Source organism: Citrobacter sp. wls829 (genome assembly GCF_005280825.1).
Taxonomy (GTDB): domain Bacteria; phylum Pseudomonadota; class Gammaproteobacteria; order Enterobacterales; family Enterobacteriaceae; genus Citrobacter; species Citrobacter gillenii.
The window spans coordinates 1-15,592 of sequence record NZ_SZWP01000069.1 but is presented as its reverse complement, the minus strand read 5'-3'; the positions used below and the strand labels follow the sequence as shown (position 1 = coordinate 15,592).

The window sequence follows — 15,592 nt, the reverse complement described above, 5'->3', positions numbered from 1 at the left end:
TTGTGATCACATTCACGGAGCGTTAAAAGGGGTAATCTCATGTCAATTGCACCATTATAGTGCTTAATGTTCACAAAGAGGCACTATAATGGTGCAATACAACCTTCATGGTGCAACCCCTTTGCACGATGATGCGCATGATAACGCCTTTTGGGGGCAATTTAAAAGTTGGCACAGATTTCGCTTTATATTTTTTACGGCGACACGGCCAATTTTTGCAGAATTGAAGACCTCGTTACCACGACGACAATGACCAATCCGGGAGAGTAAGTATGTCCGCTGAACACGTTTTGACGATGCTGAACGAACACGAAGTGAAGTTTGTTGATTTGCGCTTCACTGACACTAAAGGTAAAGAACAGCACGTCACGATTCCTGCTCATCAGGTAAATGCCGAATTCTTTGAAGAAGGCAAAATGTTTGACGGCTCCTCAATCGGTGGCTGGAAAGGCATTAACGAATCAGACATGGTTCTGATGCCAGATGCTTCTACTGCACTCATTGACCCGTTCTTTGAAGAGTCTACTCTGATCATCCGTTGCGATATCCTGGAACCAGGCACACTGCAGGGTTACGACCGCGACCCGCGCTCCATCGCAAAACGCGCTGAAGAATATCTGCGTGCTACCGGCATCGCAGACACCGTGCTGTTCGGGCCAGAGCCAGAATTCTTCCTGTTCGACGACATCCGTTTCGGCAGCTCTATTTCCGGTTCCCACGTCGCTATCGATGATATCGAAGGCGCATGGAACTCCTCCACCAAATATGAAGGTGGTAACAAAGGTCATCGCCCTGGCGTGAAAGGCGGTTACTTCCCGGTTCCTCCGGTCGATTCTTCCCAGGACATCCGTTCTACCATGTGTCTGGTCATGGAAGAGATGGGCCTTGTCGTTGAAGCGCATCACCACGAAGTGGCGACTGCGGGCCAGAACGAAATTGCTACCCGCTTTAACACTATGACCAAAAAAGCGGACGAAATTCAGATCTACAAATACGTCGTTCACAACGTCGCGCACCGCTTCGGTAAAACGGCGACCTTTATGCCAAAACCGATGTTCGGCGATAACGGTTCCGGTATGCACTGCCACATGTCTCTGTCCAAGAACGGCGTAAACCTGTTCTCCGGTGACAAGTATGCAGGTCTGTCCGAGCAGGCGCTGTTCTACATCGGTGGTGTAATCAAACACGCTAAAGCGATCAACGCCCTGGCGAACCCGACCACCAACTCCTACAAGCGTCTGGTCCCGGGTTACGAAGCACCGGTTATGCTGGCGTACTCTGCCCGTAACCGTTCTGCCTCTATCCGTATCCCAGTCGTTGCCTCTCCGAAAGCACGCCGTATTGAAGTACGCTTCCCGGACCCGGCGGCTAACCCGTACCTGTGCTTTGCAGCACTGCTGATGGCTGGTCTTGATGGTATCAAGAACAAGATCCACCCGGGCGAAGCAATGGACAAAAACCTGTACGATCTGCCTCCAGAAGAAGCAAAAGAGATCCCACAGGTTGCAGGCTCTCTGGAAGAAGCACTGAACGAACTGGATCTGGACCGCGAGTTCCTGACTGCAGGCGGCGTGTTCACCAATGAAGCGATCGATGCGTACATTACGCTGCGTCGCGAAGAAGATGACCGCGTGCGCATGACCCCGCACCCGGTAGAGTTTGAGTTGTACTACAGCGTTTAATCGTTTGAGTTGTACTTTCCAGATAAGGTCGCGTCACGCGCTGGCGCGATAACCTGGAATTGAGTTGCCGTGGAAACTTTCAGCCCATCACACGATGGGCTTTTTTCTCCGCCAACGAACTGATCCTTCGCGCTTTTTCTACGTGAAAGCTATAATGCACTAAATTGGTGCAACCTTTTTCAGGAGACTGCTGAATGGCAACCGGCACGCTGCCCGATGCTGGGCAGATCCTCAATTCGTTAATTAACAGCATTTTACTTGTCGACGATGAGCTGGCGGTGCATTACGCCAACCCCGCGGCACAGCAGCTGCTTGCCCAAAGTTCCCGCAAACTGTTTGGCACGCCGCTTTCTGAACTGCTGAGTTATTTCTCATTAAACATCGGGCTGATGCGAGAGAGCCTGGAAGCGGGTCAGGGCTTTACGGACAACGAAGTGACGCTGGTGATAGATAGCCACTCGCATATCCTCTCTGTGACCGCCCAGAGGCTGCCTGATGGCCTTATTCTGCTGGAGATGGCGCCCATGGATAACCAGCGCCGTCTGAGTCAGGAGCAGCTCCAGCATGCCCAGCAAATAGCCGCCCGCGATCTGGTACGTGGTCTGGCGCATGAAATTAAAAACCCGTTGGGTGGATTACGCGGTGCAGCACAACTGCTCAGTAAAGCGCTACCGGATCCAGCCCTCAAGGAATATACCCAAGTCATTATTGAGCAGGCAGACCGCCTGCGTAACCTGGTCGACCGCCTGCTGGGGCCGCAGCAACCCGGTATGCACATCACGGAAAGTATTCACAAGGTGGCAGAACGCGTTGTGGCACTGGTGTCGATGGAACTCCCGGAGAACGTCACGTTGATCCGCGATTACGACCCGAGTCTGCCAGAAATACTGCACGATCCTGACCAGATAGAACAGGTTCTGCTGAATATCGTGCGTAATGCGTTACAAGCGCTGGGACCGGAAGGTGGCGAGATTATTCTGCGTACCCGCACCGCGTTTCAGCTCACATTGCACGGCATGCGTTACCGCCTGGCGGCGCGTATTGACGTTGAGGACAACGGTCCGGGTATTCCTCCACATTTACAGGATACGCTGTTCTATCCAATGGTCAGCGGTCGCGAGGGGGGAACCGGGCTGGGATTATCTATCGCCCGTAATTTGATTGATCAACATTCCGGCAAAATTGAATTTACCAGTTGGCCGGGTCATACCGAGTTCTCGGTTTACCTGCCTATCAGGAAATAGAGGTGACGTTTATGCAACGAGGAATAGTCTGGGTCGTTGATGACGATAGTTCCATCCGTTGGGTGCTTGAACGTGCGCTCGCAGGGGCAGGACTCAACTGCACCACATTTGAAAGCGGTAAAGAGGTACTGGACGCGCTCGCCAGTAAAACGCCGGACGTGCTGTTGTCGGATATCCGCATGCCGGGGATGGACGGCCTGACGCTGTTAAAACAAATTAAACAGCGTCATCCGATGCTTCCGGTCATCATCATGACCGCGCACTCTGATCTGGACGCCGCCGTCAGCGCCTACCAGCAAGGGGCGTTCGATTACCTGCCCAAGCCGTTTGATATTGACGAAGCTGTGGCGCTGGTCGAACGCGCCATAAGCCATTATCAGGAACAGCAGCAGCCGCGTAATGTTCAGATCAACGGCCCCACCACCGATATCATTGGTGAAGCCCCAGCGATGCAGGATGTCTTTCGCATAATTGGCCGGCTTTCCCGCTCTTCAATTAGCGTCTTGATCAACGGTGAGTCCGGGACCGGTAAAGAGTTGGTCGCTCATGCTCTCCACCGTCACAGCCCGCGTGCCAAATCGCCATTTATCGCCCTTAACATGGCGGCAATTCCGAAGGATTTAATCGAATCTGAACTGTTTGGCCACGAAAAAGGCGCCTTTACCGGCGCCAATACCATTCGTCAGGGACGCTTCGAGCAGGCGGATGGCGGCACGCTGTTTCTCGATGAGATTGGCGATATGCCGCTGGACGTGCAAACGCGATTGCTGCGTGTATTGGCCGACGGACAGTTTTACCGCGTCGGCGGCTATGCGCCGGTGAAGGTGGACGTGCGCATTATCGCGGCTACGCACCAGAATCTGGAACTGCGGGTACAGGAAGGCAAGTTCCGCGAGGACTTGTTCCACCGACTGAACGTCATTCGCGTTCATTTACCACCGCTGCGCGAGCGACGGGAAGACATCCCTCGCCTGGCGCGTCATTTCCTGCAGGAAGCCGCTCACGAGCTGGGTGTGGAAGCCAAGCAGTTACACCCTGAAACCGAGGCCGCACTGACGCGTCTGGCCTGGCCGGGTAACGTTCGTCAACTAGAGAACACTTGCCGCTGGTTAACCGTGATGGCCGCCGGGCAGGAAGTGCTGATTCAGGACCTGCCGGCTGAGCTATTTGAAGCAAGCGTTCCGGACGCGCCCTCACATATGCAGCCTGACAGCTGGGCAACACTGCTGGCACAATGGGCTGACCGGGCGCTACGTTCCGGTCATCAAAACTTACTCTCTGAAGCGCAGCCTGAAATGGAACGCACGCTGTTAACCACCGCGCTGCGCCATACTCAGGGCCATAAACAGGAAGCGGCGCGCTTACTCGGATGGGGGCGTAATACCCTGACGCGTAAGTTAAAAGAGCTTGGCATGGAGTAAGGGATTTTCGCTGTGTAAAGATTGATAATTGAGCGCAAAGCGCTGCTATTTTGCGCTTTACTGTTCCGATGAGTTAAGTATGATCGTGCCCGGAAAACGGGGGAAGCCATCATGCTGGAATCAATTATTAATCTGCTGTCGAGCGGCTCGGTTGAAAGCCATACGCCGCAAACTGCGGTTGCCGCGGTGCTGTGTGCAGCGCTGGTTGGGCTGTTTAGCTAGCGGGTTTGTCGGGTGGCGCTTCGCTTACCCGACCTACATATTGAGATGTCGTAGGCCCGGTAAGCGAAGTGCCACCGGGCAACGTCATTAGATGACCCGCGAGAACTGCTGCATCCGTGCTTTCTGGCGCAGGTACGTATCAAAGCACATGCAAATATTGCGGATCAGCAGACGACCTTTTGGCGTCACCTGAATCCCCTTCTCATTCACATCCACCAGCCCATCTTTCGCCAGCGGAGCCAACAGCTTCAGGTCTTCAGCAAAATAGTCAGCAAAGTTCAGATCCCATTGCTGTTCTACGACGGCGTAGTCGAGGCGGAAGTTGCAGATCAGTAGTTTAATCACATCCCGGCGAATACAGTCATCTTGGGTCAGTGCAATACCGCGCCACAGCGCATTTCCCTGCTCATCCACCTGCTGATAATAGTGCTTCAGCTCTTTTTGGTTCTGCGCGTAGTTGTCGCCAATCATACTGATGGCGGAAACGCCCATGCCCAGCAGGTCGGTATCGCCCTGGGTGGTATAACCCTGGAAATTACGGTGCAGAACACCCTCGCGCTGGGCAATCGCCAGCTCGTCATCCGGGCGGGCAAAGTGATCCATTCCAATGAACTGATAACCTGTTTCGGTCAGCGAGGAGATGGTCTCCTGCAAAATATCCAGCTTCTGTTGTGGGCTGGGCAGGTCAGCATCTTTGATTTTACGCTGCGCGGCAAACAACGTTGGCAGGTGCGCATAGTTAAAGACACTCAGGCGGTCGGGATTGAGCTCAGCCACCCGCTTCAGGGTAAAGGCAAAGCTTTCCGGCGTCTGTTTTGGCAGACCATAGATGAGGTCAATGTTGGTCGAGGTAAAGCCAATCTCACGCGCACGATTAATCAGTGCAAAGATAAACTCCTCGTCCTGCTCACGGTTTACCAGGCGCTGAACTTCTTTATTGAAGTCCTGCACCCCCATGCTCAGGCGGTTAAAGCCTTCAGCACGTAAATGATCGAGCACATCGAGTTCGATTTCACGCGGATCAACTTCGATCGAGATTTCTGCATCCGCGTTAAAATCGAAGTTATCACGCAGCAGCGTCATTAAGCGGCTAATCTGCGCTTTATTCAGATAGGTTGGCGTACCGCCGCCCCAATGCAACTGGCTAACATGACGGCCAGCAAACAGCGGCGCGCGATGAATAATCTCTTGTTCTAAAACGTCCAGATATTGATCGGCCTTATGCTGCTGGCGGGTCACAATTTTGTTGCAGCCGCAGAAATAGCACAATTTATGGCAGAACGGGATATGGACGTACAAAGAGAGTGGACGTTCAGGGTAACGCGCTACGGCTTGCAGAAATGCTTCAGCACCGTAGTCTGCAGAAAACTCCAGCGCGGTCGGATACGAGGTGTATCGTGGCCCGGAATAGTTATATTTCTGGATCAGGGCCAGGTCCCAGTCGATTAGCTGCTCAGACATGCTCACTCCTTCCGATGGCGTTTCTGGCGGGTACGGCGTACCGGCTTACCCCCACTGCGAGTGATAAGCCGGTTGCGCAGCCACTTTTGGCGCCGCGACAATCGCTGTAGTTTAACGAATAACCACACCAGATAACATATAACCGGAAGGGTTATAAGCAGGACGGGAAGACCCACGGTACAAAACCGTTAGTTACCGCCCTTCAGCAGGCGCATCATGTCTTCCTGCTTTTCTTCTTCTTCGTCAATTTCTTCGTCATCATCGTAAGAGAGCCCCAGTTTCTGCATCAGCTCATCGATGCGATCCAGCTTGGCATCCACCCAGGACTGATCTTCAGCACTCAGGATCTCTCCCGCTTCAAGACGTTCCAGCAGCGCATCCAGGCGCTCATCCGTTTCCAGTAAATCCAACTCAGCCTGTGGTGAAAGCATAGGTTTCTCACTCTTCGGTTTGTGCTGTTTGGTGACTTTTTCAGTCACACCCAATGCAATGGGAGTTTTACTGCCAATACGAGGATCTTTGTGTTTGTTTTGGTTTCCGCCACCTGATGCACCGTCGCTGCCAGTCGCACGGCTGCCCGCCGCAAGACCACGGTGTTTTTTCTGACGCTTACGGTCGCGAGCTTCCAGGTTAATTTCTTCGCGTGTCTTACGACGCGCCTTTGCAGGACCTTTCCCGCGAGGTGTAGAAGTTGTTTTCATCATGATTCGTCTTTGGCTGTTTTTATTCAGTATATAATTGCGCCGGAATCTAGCAGAAATAAAGAAAAAAGGCGACAGAGTAATCTGTCGCCTTTTTTCCTGACTCTCAACCCTTAACGGGCCCTACAATCCCTGTCGGCTATCAACACACCCTGTTTTTCCCTTAGCCAGAAACATTCCGTGTTGTTTCCATTTCCTTTTACTAACGTCTCCGGACGTTTGTCTTCCTGACAATCCTGCGTCTTCGCCTCCTGGCGCTCCTGACCCTCATCCTGAGTCGTTTATCCTGTTAGCTCCCTTGCTATGGACGCTACTTTACTCTTTTGGGTAACACGCACAAGTAACCGACTTAACAGTTTCAGCTTTTCAGAATATTTCTTAATGGTAATTATATGATTTATTTAATTTATATTGTTATACACTCTCTCATCTCGCATAAATACTATCGGCAATGTCTCACAAAGCCCGCGCTTTTAACTTACATAACCCGCGCGTCGAAAAATCCGCCTTTTGCTGGTGTTCAGGTATAATCGCTGCAAAGCCTTGATTGATGGAGACGACCACGTTGACTAACTTGAATTATCAACAGACGCATTTTGTGATGAGTGCGCCTGATATTCGCCATTTACCTTCCGATACAGGAATTGAAGTGGCTTTTGCTGGCCGTTCCAACGCAGGCAAATCCAGCGCACTAAATACCCTGACAAATCAAAAGGGTCTGGCACGTACATCTAAAACGCCGGGCCGTACTCAGCTCATCAACTTGTTTGAAGTGGTTGACGGTAAACGTCTGGTTGACTTGCCGGGGTACGGGTATGCAGAAGTTCCGGAAGAGATGAAGCGCAAATGGCAGCGCGCGCTGGCAGAATATCTGGAGAAACGTCAAAGCCTGCAAGGCTTGGTCGTACTGATGGATATTCGCCATCCACTGAAAGATCTCGATCAGCAGATGATTTTGTGGGCCGTAGAGAGCAACGTCCAGGTGCTGGTATTACTGACCAAAGCGGACAAACTGGCCAGCGGCGCACGCAAAGCACAGTTGAATATGGTGCGTGAAGCAGTGCTAGCGTTTAATGGCGATGTACAGGTAGAAGCATTCTCATCGCTGAAAAAGCTGGGTGTGGATAAACTGCGTCAGAAACTGGATACCTGGTTTAGCGAACTGGCGCCTATTGAAGAGATGCAGGACGGGGAATAACCTACCGATATGCCGGATGGCGCCGCTGCGCGTCTTATCCGGCCTACAGCATGTGCGAAACCTTTCTTTCGCACAATAAAAAACGCCCCAGTCATTACTGACTGGGGCGGCTAAAATATTCAGCCAAATCCGATTACGTGAAGTAAAAGGTCTGAAAGATAGAACATCTTACCTCTGTACCCTACGAGAATAACTTTACTCTTTTTTGAGCAGCGCAGAAAGCACTTTTTGTAATTTTTTTTCACTCCCGGCATAGGAAATTTTAATGGTCATCACAAAAAGCGCTAACTTATGTTGCTTAGTTACGAAAAGAGCGTGTTATTCAGCAAACCCTTAGTGCGCTTGATCCCAGTTTTCACCGCTTCCGACTTCCACCAGCAACGGCACATCAATTCGCGTTCCGTTCTCCATCAGCTGATGGATTTTTTTCGAGACGCTATCGAGATCATCTTTGTGCACTTCAAACACCAGTTCATCATGTACCTGCATGATCATACGTACGCGAGGCTGTTCGGTTTGCAGCCAGCCGTCTACGGCAATCATAGCGCGCTTAATAATGTCCGCAGCGGTGCCTTGCATCGGGGCGTTAATCGCCGCACGTTCCGCACCTGCACGACGCGCACCATTACTGGATTTGATATCCGGTAAATAGAGGCGACGTCCTTCCAGCGTTTCAACGTACCCTTGCTCTTTTGCCTGCGCACGCGTGCGTTCCATATATTCCAGTACGCCCGGGTAGCGTTCGAAATAGAGATCCATGTACTTCTGCGCTTCTTTGCGTGGAATATTGAGCTGGCGTGCAAGACCGAAGGCACTCATGCCGTAGATCAGACCAAAGTTGATGGCCTTCGCGCTGCGGCGCTGTTCACTGGTCACGGAATCAAGAGGTAAGCCAAAGACCTCTGCAGCCGTGGCGCGGTGAATGTCCTTTCCTTCGGCAAAGGCGGTAAGCAGCCCCTTATCACGCGAGAGGTGCGCCATAATGCGTAGCTCAATCTGCGAGTAGTCCGCCGAGACAATGACATAATCTTCTGGTGCAATAAATGCCTGGCGAATACGGCGTCCTTCCTCATTACGCACCGGAATATTTTGCAGGTTAGGATCGGTAGAAGACAAACGCCCGGTCGCCGTAACGGCCTGATGATAAGAGGTATGCACACGGCCAGTTTTAGGGTTGATCATCAGCGGAAGTTTATCTGTATAAGTAGACTTCAATTTTGCCAGCCCACGATATTCCAGAATCACCTTCGGCAGCGGATAATCCAGCGCTAACTCTTCCAGCACCTCTTCTGACGTTGACGGCGCGCCGCCCGGCGTTTTCTTCAGCGGCTTGATGCCCTGCTTTTCAAACAGAATGGTTTGCAGCTGTTTAGTGGAAGAGAGGTTAAAGGCTTCCCCGGCAATCTCGTGCGCTTTTTGCTCCAGCTCGTTCAAACGCAGCGTCAGCTCTGCTGAATGCTTGTGCAACACGGCAGGGTCGATTTTTACACCGTTGCGCTCGATGCGGGACAGGACCGGGACCAACGGCATATCGATATTCTCGAAGACGTTTAGCGGTCCTTTATGTTTTTGCAGCTCTGGCCACATTTTCAGATGCAGCTGTAGCGTGACGTCGGCGTCCTCTGCGGCATAACGACCAGCTTCTTCCAGCGCAATCTGGTTAAAGGTCAGTTGGTTTTTACCTTTCCCGGCGATCTCTTCGAAGGTGATCGTTTTATGTTTCAGCCAGCGGTCAGACAGGCTGTCCATATCGTGTCGCCCGGCAACGCTGTTAAGAATGTAGGATTCGAGCATGGTATCAAAGACGATACCGCGCAGTTCGATACCGTAGTTCGCCAGGACGCCACGGTCATACTTCAGGTTTTGCCCAACTTTATGCGCTTTTTCGTCTTCCAGTAGCGGCTTCAGCAGCGTCAGTGCCCGATCACGGGAAATTTGGTCAGGGGCATCCAGGTAGTCATGCGCGACAGGAACATACGCCGCCACACCCGGTTCAATAGCGAAAGAGAGTCCCACCAGATTCGCGGAGATATTGTCCAGGCTGTCGGTTTCGGTATCAAAAGCAAAGACCGGCGTTTTTTTCAGCTTCGCAATCCACGCTTCCAGCGTCGTCTCGTCCAGAATCGTCACATAGTTATCGTATGAGAGAACCGTGGCGGGCTCCTCAGGCGTTTCATCAATAACGATGGTTTCCTGTGGTTTTGCCGCAGGTTTTGTGCCTTTTGCCTGCAGCCATTTCCCGGCTTCAACGTCGGTGACCCAACGTTTGAACTCATATTGTTTGAACAGATTTAACAGCTCGTCCGCTGCAGGTTGTCGTACTTCCAGCTGCTCGCAGGTTAATTCCAGCTCGACATCCGTTTTGATGGTTGCCAGCTTATAAGAGAGGTAAGCCACCTCTTTATTCTGCTCGAGCTTGCCAGCCATGGTTTTTGCGCCACGGAACGTCAGGCCCGCTATTTTTTCTGATTCAGCATAGAGCGTATCCAGCCCGCCCAGCCCCTGGAGTAACGCCTGAGCCGTCTTTTCACCCACGCCCGGCACGCCAGGAATGTTATCAGAAGAGTCGCCCATCAGCGCCAGGAAGTCGATAATCAGTTCCGGCGGCACGCCATACTTATTTACCACCTCATCCGGGCCGAGGATCGTATTGGTCATGGTGTTGATGAGGGTGATATTCGGCGTCACCAGCTGAGCCATGTCTTTATCACCGGTACTGATCAGCACCGGACGGCCAATTTGCTCTGCTTCACGCGCCAGCGTACCGATAACGTCGTCCGCTTCTACGCCTGAAACAGCCAGCAGGGGTAACCCCATGGCTTTTACCATCGCGTGCAGCGGTTCAATCTGCGCGCGTAGATCGTCTGGCATCGGCGGACGATGCGATTTGTAGTGCTCGAATAATTCATCACGGAAGGTTTTACCCTTGGCGTCGAATACCACCGCCGCATGCGTCGGCTTATATTGCAAAATCAAGCTACGCAGCATGTTGAGGACACCGTACATCGCGCCCGTAGGCTCTCCTGCGCTGTTGGTCAGCGGTGGGAACGCATGGTATGCGCGATACAGGTAAGATGAGCCATCTACAAGGATAAGTGGGTTTTCTGGGATCTGAACCATAATGTCCATGCCTGTTTATCAGATTATGGGTAAAGGATGCCACAGACAGGATGAAAACATGAGTTTTTCGCCGCATTTGTCGAAAAACTTTTGCAGATCTTCTGCGTTGTTCGCAATGTGAGCTGTGGATAAGTTTGTGAATAAATAATTTTCAGCCCTTTAAATACAGCAAGATAATTTATGAATCATAATAATTCTGCATATTTTTCATTATGTTATTTCATGACGCAGAATTTTATATCATCTTTTCAGCTTATAGCTGGATGTGGATAGATATTCCCTTTTTTTCTATTCAGCGAAGATCCATCATTTGGTTCGTTTTCTGATAAAATTAGCCCCTTGCGCCCTTTTAGCGCACTATTTATGGCTAACCTTTTGAATAATTTAATTATGGCGAGAATACTCGCCGCGATAACGCTGCTGCTGAGTATCGCATTGACCATATTGGTCACGATTTTATGTTCCGTGCCAATCATCCTGGCCGGAGTTGTAAAACTGCTTTTGCCTATTCCTTTCGTCTGGCGCAAGGTATCCCTCTTTTGTAATTTCATGATGTACTGCTGGTGTGAAGGTCTGGCGCTATTGCTACACCTTAATCCACGACTGGAGTGGGATGTTGAGGGGCTGGAAGGTCTGAGCAAGAAAAATTGGTATCTGCTCATCTGTAATCACTACAGCTGGGCCGACATCGTTGTGCTTTGCGTTTTGTTTCGTAAGCATATCCCGATGAATAAATACTTTCTTAAGCAGCAGTTAGCTTGGGTGCCTTTTATTGGTCTGGCATGTTGGGCGCTGGATATGCCATTTATGAAACGCTATTCGCGCGGTTATTTGCTCCGTCACCCTGAACGACGTGGTAAAGATGTGGAAACAACACGTCTTTCTTGTGAGAAGTTTCGTGTGCATCCAACAACGATCGTGAATTTTGTCGAAGGCTCACGGTTCACCCACGAGAAATGCCAGCAGACCCGATCTCCCTATAAAAACCTGCTGCCACCTAAGGCTGCCGGTATTGCGATGGCGCTGAATGTCTTAGGATCGCAATTCGATAAGTTGCTGAACGTCACGCTGTGTTATCCGCAAAACAGCAGCCATCCTTTCTACGACATGCTGAGCGGTAAGTTAACGCGCATTGTAGTACGGGTGAATCTGGAGCCGGTGAAAGAGGAATTACACGGTGATTACGTCAACGATAAAGGGTTTAAGCGTCGGTTCCAGCTGTGGCTGAATACGCTCTGGGCCGAGAAAGATGCGCAAATAGATGCGATTAAAGCCTCCGGTCTCTGACCGGCTTTTTCGTTTACTTCTGGCCTACCAGATATTTCACGGTATCGGCATACTGCTGTACAAAGATATCCATGCTGCTGGTATCCATGCCTTGCGGATTCACCTGATATTTGCCATTCACAAACATCGCCGGAACCCCCTGCAGTTGCAGATCGGCAGCCGCTTTTTCCTGCTGAGCGACCAGTGATTTCACCACGAAGCTGTTCCATGCCGCATCATAGTCTTCACCTTTAATACCCGCATCAACAAATACTTTACGGATATCAGCGGTAGACTGGACGGTCTGAGTTTTCTGCACCGCTTCAAACAACGGTACTGTGACCTTATCTTCTACGCCCAGCGCCAGCGCAACCGCCCACGCCTGAGTCAGATCTTTGCCCAGAGGTCCCAAAAACTCAACGTGGTATTTGGTCATCTTGGTGCCTTCAGGCAGTTTTTTCTTCACGTTATCAGACACGTGAAGCACTTCTTCAAACTGGTAGCAATGCGGGCAGTAGAAGGAGAAGAACTCCAACACCTGCGGTTCACCCGCAATAGGCTTTTCCAGTGTGATGTACTGCTTACCATCCTGGAACTGCGCTGCCGATGCGCTAAAAGCTAAAACCATACCAGCCAGCGCCAGCCATATTTTTTTCATGTCCATGTCTCTCCGATTAATACATTGGCGTTAATTGTAAGGGGGGTTGTTGCAGAATTTTTGCCTGCTCAATAAAGGTCGCCGTCTGACGGTGCCAGTAATCTTCTCCGGTTAACCACGGGAAGTTTTTTGGAAACGCAGGATCATCCCAACGTCGAATCAGCCAGGCTAGATAATAAACTAAACGCATGGCGCGTAAAGGTTCTATGAGTCCTAATTCAGCGACGTCGAACTCAGTAAACTCTTCATAAGCTTCGATAATGGTTTCAAGCTGCATGCGCTGCTCGGCTTTATCACCATTAAGCAGCATCCATAAATCCTGAATGGCCGGGCCATTGCGGGCATCATCTAAATCGACAAACATCGGACCATCGCGCCACAGAATATTTCCGGCATGACAGTCACCGTGCAGACGCAGAGTGTCAAAACGCGTATGCCACCGTTCGGTAACCACGGTGATAAGCGCATCCGTTGCTTTCAGAAATGCCGCTTTTTGTCCTGATGGAATAATCGGTGCACTGTCGAAAAGTTTACGCGGTTCAATCAGATACTCGTCGAGGCCAATGGTCGGTCGAAAAGCAAAGGGCTGTTTTCGCCCGGTTTGATGCAGACGCCCGAGATAGCGGCCAACCGACTCCATTTGATCGATATTGTCGGCTTCAAACTGCCGACCTCCTACGCTGGGGAATATCGCATAGTGGAACCCTTGATGCCCCAGTAACGTCTGACCATCAAACACCATCGGTGCCGCAACCGGCACGTCATCACGCACCAGTTCCAGTGCAAACTGATGTTCTTCCTGTATTTGATCGACGGACCAACGCTCAGGGCGGTAAAACTTTACGACAAAGCGTCGACGGTCTTCGTCCTGGAATTGGTAGACACGGTTTTCATAGCTGTTGAGCGGGGTAAGCCCGGAATCCACCCGGATCCCCTGCTCAAACAGCGCATCCATGATGGTATCCGGGTGTAGCGTTTGGAAAGTAAAAGCGTTGTTATTCATCCCATCATCCGGAAATTACTACGAATGATTCAGGATATCATTTCGCAGCACTTTCGGTGGCGGCGATTACAAGCTTTTACTCTTTAATTACGCCACGAGCGCGCAGCAATGCGGTTTTAAAGTCTTCTTCATAATCTTTCTGAATACCTGGGATCACCGCATCCTTCGCTGAGTCACGCATTTTCAGGTGATAGATCAGAATGTCATCAGTTAAATCCGCCAGTTCTCCGTCAAAACCTGACTCTTTCGCCAGTTTCTGTAAAAATTGCATCAAGTTAAGATCGGGTTCTTTCTGCCAGGCTGGCTGGAGGAGTTCAATAACTTCATTCAGACGTTTACATTTCATGGTTGTGCTCCTTACGCTTAATACAGATACGTTAGCAGGGTCAATCCCACATTAAAAGAGGCGATATCAGTGATTCTGGATAGTGCAATTACAGGGGTTGTCCTGGCGGGCGGTAAGGCCAGGCGGATGGGGGGTGCAGATAAAGGACTGCTTGAGCTAGACGGCAAACCTTTGTGGCGGCACGTCGCCGATGCGCTCGCCTTACAGGTCGAGACCGTCGTGGTTAATGCCAATCGCCATCAGGATATTTATCAGCAAAGTGGTCTGAAAGTTATCCCTGATTCATTACCTGATTTCCCTGGCCCGCTGGCCGGAATGCTGTCGGTATTTTTACAACTGGCAGGTGACTGGTTTTTATTCTGCCCCTGCGATATGCCCTATATTCCCCACAACCTGGTCGCAAGACTGGCAGAACAGCGCCAAAATGCGCCAGTGGTGTGGGTGCATGATGGGGAGCGGGATCACCCGACAATTGCGCTGATGCACAGAGCAATGCAGCCGTTACTGCAGGAGTATCTTCAGGCAGGTGAACGACGGGTGATGGTCTTTATGCGCCAGGCCGGCGGACACGCCATCGATTTTAGCGATCATAAAGATGCGTTTGTGAATGTGAACACACCTGAAGAATTGGCCAGATGGCAGGATAAATCATGATCCCATTGCTCGGTATTGCCGCATGGAGCGGCACAGGAAAAACCACACTGCTCAAAAAACTGATCCCGGAACTGTGCGCCAAAGGCATTCGTCCAGGATTAATTAAGCATACCCACCACAACATGGACGTCGATAAACCCGGCAAGGATAGCTATGAGTTACGTAAAGCTGGCGCAGCGCAAACACTGGTTGCCAGCCAACAACGCTGGGCGTTAATGACGGAAACACCGGCAGAACCTGAGTTAGATTTAGCCTATCTGGTGAGCCGAATGGATGCTACAACACTGGATTTGGTACTGGTTGAGGGTTTTAAACACGAACCTGTCGCCAAGATCCTGCTTTTTCGTGAAAATTGCGGGCATAGTGCACAAGAATTGACGATTGATGAGTATGTTGTTGCGGTTGCCAGTGATGTTCCACTTGAAGTGGATGTCGCACTTTTAGATATCAACGACGTACAACAAATTGCAGGGTTTGTTGCACAGTGGCTGGGACGTTAACCAACCGGTAATCTGCAAAATTGTGCCTGATGACTTTGCGCTTATCAGGCCTACCATTCCGGCAGCGAGCAAGCACTTCCCAAAAACACAGACGCAAAAAAGCCCATCCGTCAGGA

The 15,592-nt window shown here is 51.0% G+C and carries 14 protein-coding genes and 1 pseudogene; 8 read left to right on the top strand and 7 right to left on the bottom strand.

Going from position 1 to position 15,592, the window contains the following annotated elements; translation table 11 throughout:
* Nucleotides 1–272 precede the first annotated feature (272 nt).
* The 4 genes from glnA (at nt 273) to FDW88_RS14680 (ending at nt 4,569) form a co-directional block, all read left to right on the top strand.
* Nucleotides 273–1,682 (top strand): glutamate--ammonia ligase, encoded by a 1,410-nt coding sequence (glnA, locus tag FDW88_RS14695; protein ID WP_096758883.1) that lies wholly within the window; start codon nt 273–275, stop codon nt 1,680–1,682.
* 194 nt (nt 1,683–1,876) lie between these two features.
* On the top strand, nt 1,877–2,926 hold the full coding sequence (gene glnL / locus FDW88_RS14690; RefSeq protein WP_115259821.1) for a nitrogen regulation protein NR(II): 1,050 nt from the start codon (nt 1,877–1,879) through the stop codon (nt 2,924–2,926).
* An 11-nt stretch (nt 2,927–2,937) separates the two neighbouring features.
* Nucleotides 2,938–4,347 (top strand): nitrogen regulation protein NR(I), encoded by a 1,410-nt coding sequence (glnG, locus tag FDW88_RS14685; protein WP_115260010.1) that lies wholly within the window; start codon nt 2,938–2,940, stop codon nt 4,345–4,347.
* Between the two features lie 111 nt (nt 4,348–4,458).
* Nucleotides 4,459–4,569, top strand: coding sequence for a YshB family small membrane protein (locus FDW88_RS14680; protein WP_096758886.1), 111 nt, complete (start codon nt 4,459–4,461; stop codon nt 4,567–4,569).
* Between the two features lie 87 nt (nt 4,570–4,656).
* Here FDW88_RS14680 and hemN read toward each other — a convergent pair whose 3' ends face one another.
* From hemN to FDW88_RS14665, 3 genes and pseudogenes are all read right to left on the bottom strand, one after another.
* A complete protein-coding gene (hemN, locus tag FDW88_RS14675; RefSeq protein WP_137362837.1) occupies nt 4,657–6,030 on the bottom strand; it encodes an oxygen-independent coproporphyrinogen III oxidase in 1,374 nt (457 codons plus the stop codon).
* A gap of 188 nt (nt 6,031–6,218) precedes the next feature.
* On the bottom strand, nt 6,219–6,734 hold the full coding sequence (gene yihI, locus FDW88_RS14670) for a Der GTPase-activating protein YihI (protein WP_096758888.1): 516 nt from the start codon (nt 6,732–6,734) through the stop codon (nt 6,219–6,221).
* A 110-nt stretch (nt 6,735–6,844) separates the two neighbouring features.
* Nucleotides 6,845–7,069: pseudogene (locus FDW88_RS14665) on the bottom strand (hypothetical protein).
* A 227-nt stretch (nt 7,070–7,296) separates the two neighbouring features.
* Here FDW88_RS14665 and yihA point away from each other — a divergent pair.
* A complete protein-coding gene (yihA, locus tag FDW88_RS14660) occupies nt 7,297–7,929 on the top strand; it encodes a ribosome biogenesis GTP-binding protein YihA/YsxC (RefSeq protein WP_096759489.1) in 633 nt (210 codons plus the stop codon).
* Nucleotides 7,930–8,262: 333 nt separating this feature from the next.
* Here yihA and polA read toward each other — a convergent pair whose 3' ends face one another.
* Nucleotides 8,263–11,049, bottom strand: a complete 2,787-nt coding sequence (gene polA / locus FDW88_RS14655; RefSeq protein WP_137362836.1) for a DNA polymerase I — start codon at nt 11,047–11,049, stop codon at nt 8,263–8,265.
* 363 nt (nt 11,050–11,412) lie between these two features.
* Here polA and FDW88_RS14650 point away from each other — a divergent pair, with 363 nt between their 5' ends.
* Nucleotides 11,413–12,336: an acyltransferase gene (locus tag FDW88_RS14650; protein WP_137362835.1), complete on the top strand. Its 924-nt coding sequence runs from the start codon at nt 11,413–11,415 to the stop codon at nt 12,334–12,336.
* 13 nt (nt 12,337–12,349) lie between these two features.
* Here FDW88_RS14650 and dsbA read toward each other — a convergent pair whose 3' ends face one another.
* The 3 genes from dsbA to FDW88_RS14635 form a co-directional block, all read right to left on the bottom strand.
* Nucleotides 12,350–12,973 carry a thiol:disulfide interchange protein DsbA gene (dsbA, locus tag FDW88_RS14645; RefSeq protein ID WP_096758891.1) on the bottom strand — a complete coding sequence of 208 codons (624 nt, stop codon included), beginning with the start codon at nt 12,971–12,973 and terminating at the stop codon, nt 12,350–12,352.
* Between the two features lie 16 nt (nt 12,974–12,989).
* On the bottom strand, nt 12,990–13,976 hold the full coding sequence (locus FDW88_RS14640) for a serine/threonine protein kinase (protein WP_135912787.1): 987 nt from the start codon (nt 13,974–13,976) through the stop codon (nt 12,990–12,992).
* Between the two features lie 76 nt (nt 13,977–14,052).
* On the bottom strand, nt 14,053–14,322 hold the full coding sequence (locus tag FDW88_RS14635; protein ID WP_042325406.1) for a YihD family protein: 270 nt from the start codon (nt 14,320–14,322) through the stop codon (nt 14,053–14,055).
* Between the two features lie 69 nt (nt 14,323–14,391).
* On the opposite strand from FDW88_RS14635, the gene mobA reads away from it, so the two are divergent.
* Nucleotides 14,392–14,976 (top strand): molybdenum cofactor guanylyltransferase MobA, encoded by a 585-nt coding sequence (gene mobA, locus FDW88_RS14630; RefSeq protein ID WP_135912788.1) that lies wholly within the window; start codon nt 14,392–14,394, stop codon nt 14,974–14,976.
* Nucleotides 14,973–15,476 (top strand): molybdopterin-guanine dinucleotide biosynthesis protein MobB, encoded by a 504-nt coding sequence (gene mobB / locus FDW88_RS14625; RefSeq protein WP_137362834.1) that lies wholly within the window; start codon nt 14,973–14,975, stop codon nt 15,474–15,476. Before mobA ends, mobB begins: the two co-directional genes overlap by 4 nt.
* Nucleotides 15,477–15,592: the final 116 nt, after the last annotated feature.

Coding starts and splice junctions, on each gene's coding strand:
- glnA (WP_096758883.1), top strand. CDS start 273: ATGTCCGCTGAACACGTTTTGACGATGCTGAACGAACACGAAGTGAAG.
- glnL (WP_115259821.1), top strand. CDS start 1,877: ATGGCAACCGGCACGCTGCCCGATGCTGGGCAGATCCTCAATTCGTTA.
- glnG (WP_115260010.1), top strand. CDS start 2,938: ATGCAACGAGGAATAGTCTGGGTCGTTGATGACGATAGTTCCATCCGT.
- FDW88_RS14680 (WP_096758886.1), top strand. CDS start 4,459: ATGCTGGAATCAATTATTAATCTGCTGTCGAGCGGCTCGGTTGAAAGC.
- hemN (WP_137362837.1), bottom strand. CDS start 6,030: ATGTCTGAGCAGCTAATCGACTGGGACCTGGCCCTGATCCAGAAATAT.
- yihI (WP_096758888.1), bottom strand. CDS start 6,734: ATGATGAAAACAACTTCTACACCTCGCGGGAAAGGTCCTGCAAAGGCG.
- polA (WP_137362836.1), bottom strand. CDS start 11,049: ATGGTTCAGATCCCAGAAAACCCACTTATCCTTGTAGATGGCTCATCT.
- FDW88_RS14650 (WP_137362835.1), top strand. CDS start 11,413: ATGGCTAACCTTTTGAATAATTTAATTATGGCGAGAATACTCGCCGCG.
- dsbA (WP_096758891.1), bottom strand. CDS start 12,973: ATGAAAAAAATATGGCTGGCGCTGGCTGGTATGGTTTTAGCTTTTAGC.
- FDW88_RS14640 (WP_135912787.1), bottom strand. CDS start 13,976: ATGAATAACAACGCTTTTACTTTCCAAACGCTACACCCGGATACCATC.
- FDW88_RS14635 (WP_042325406.1), bottom strand. CDS start 14,322: ATGAAATGTAAACGTCTGAATGAAGTTATTGAACTCCTCCAGCCAGCC.
- mobB (WP_137362834.1), top strand. CDS start 14,973: ATGATCCCATTGCTCGGTATTGCCGCATGGAGCGGCACAGGAAAAACC.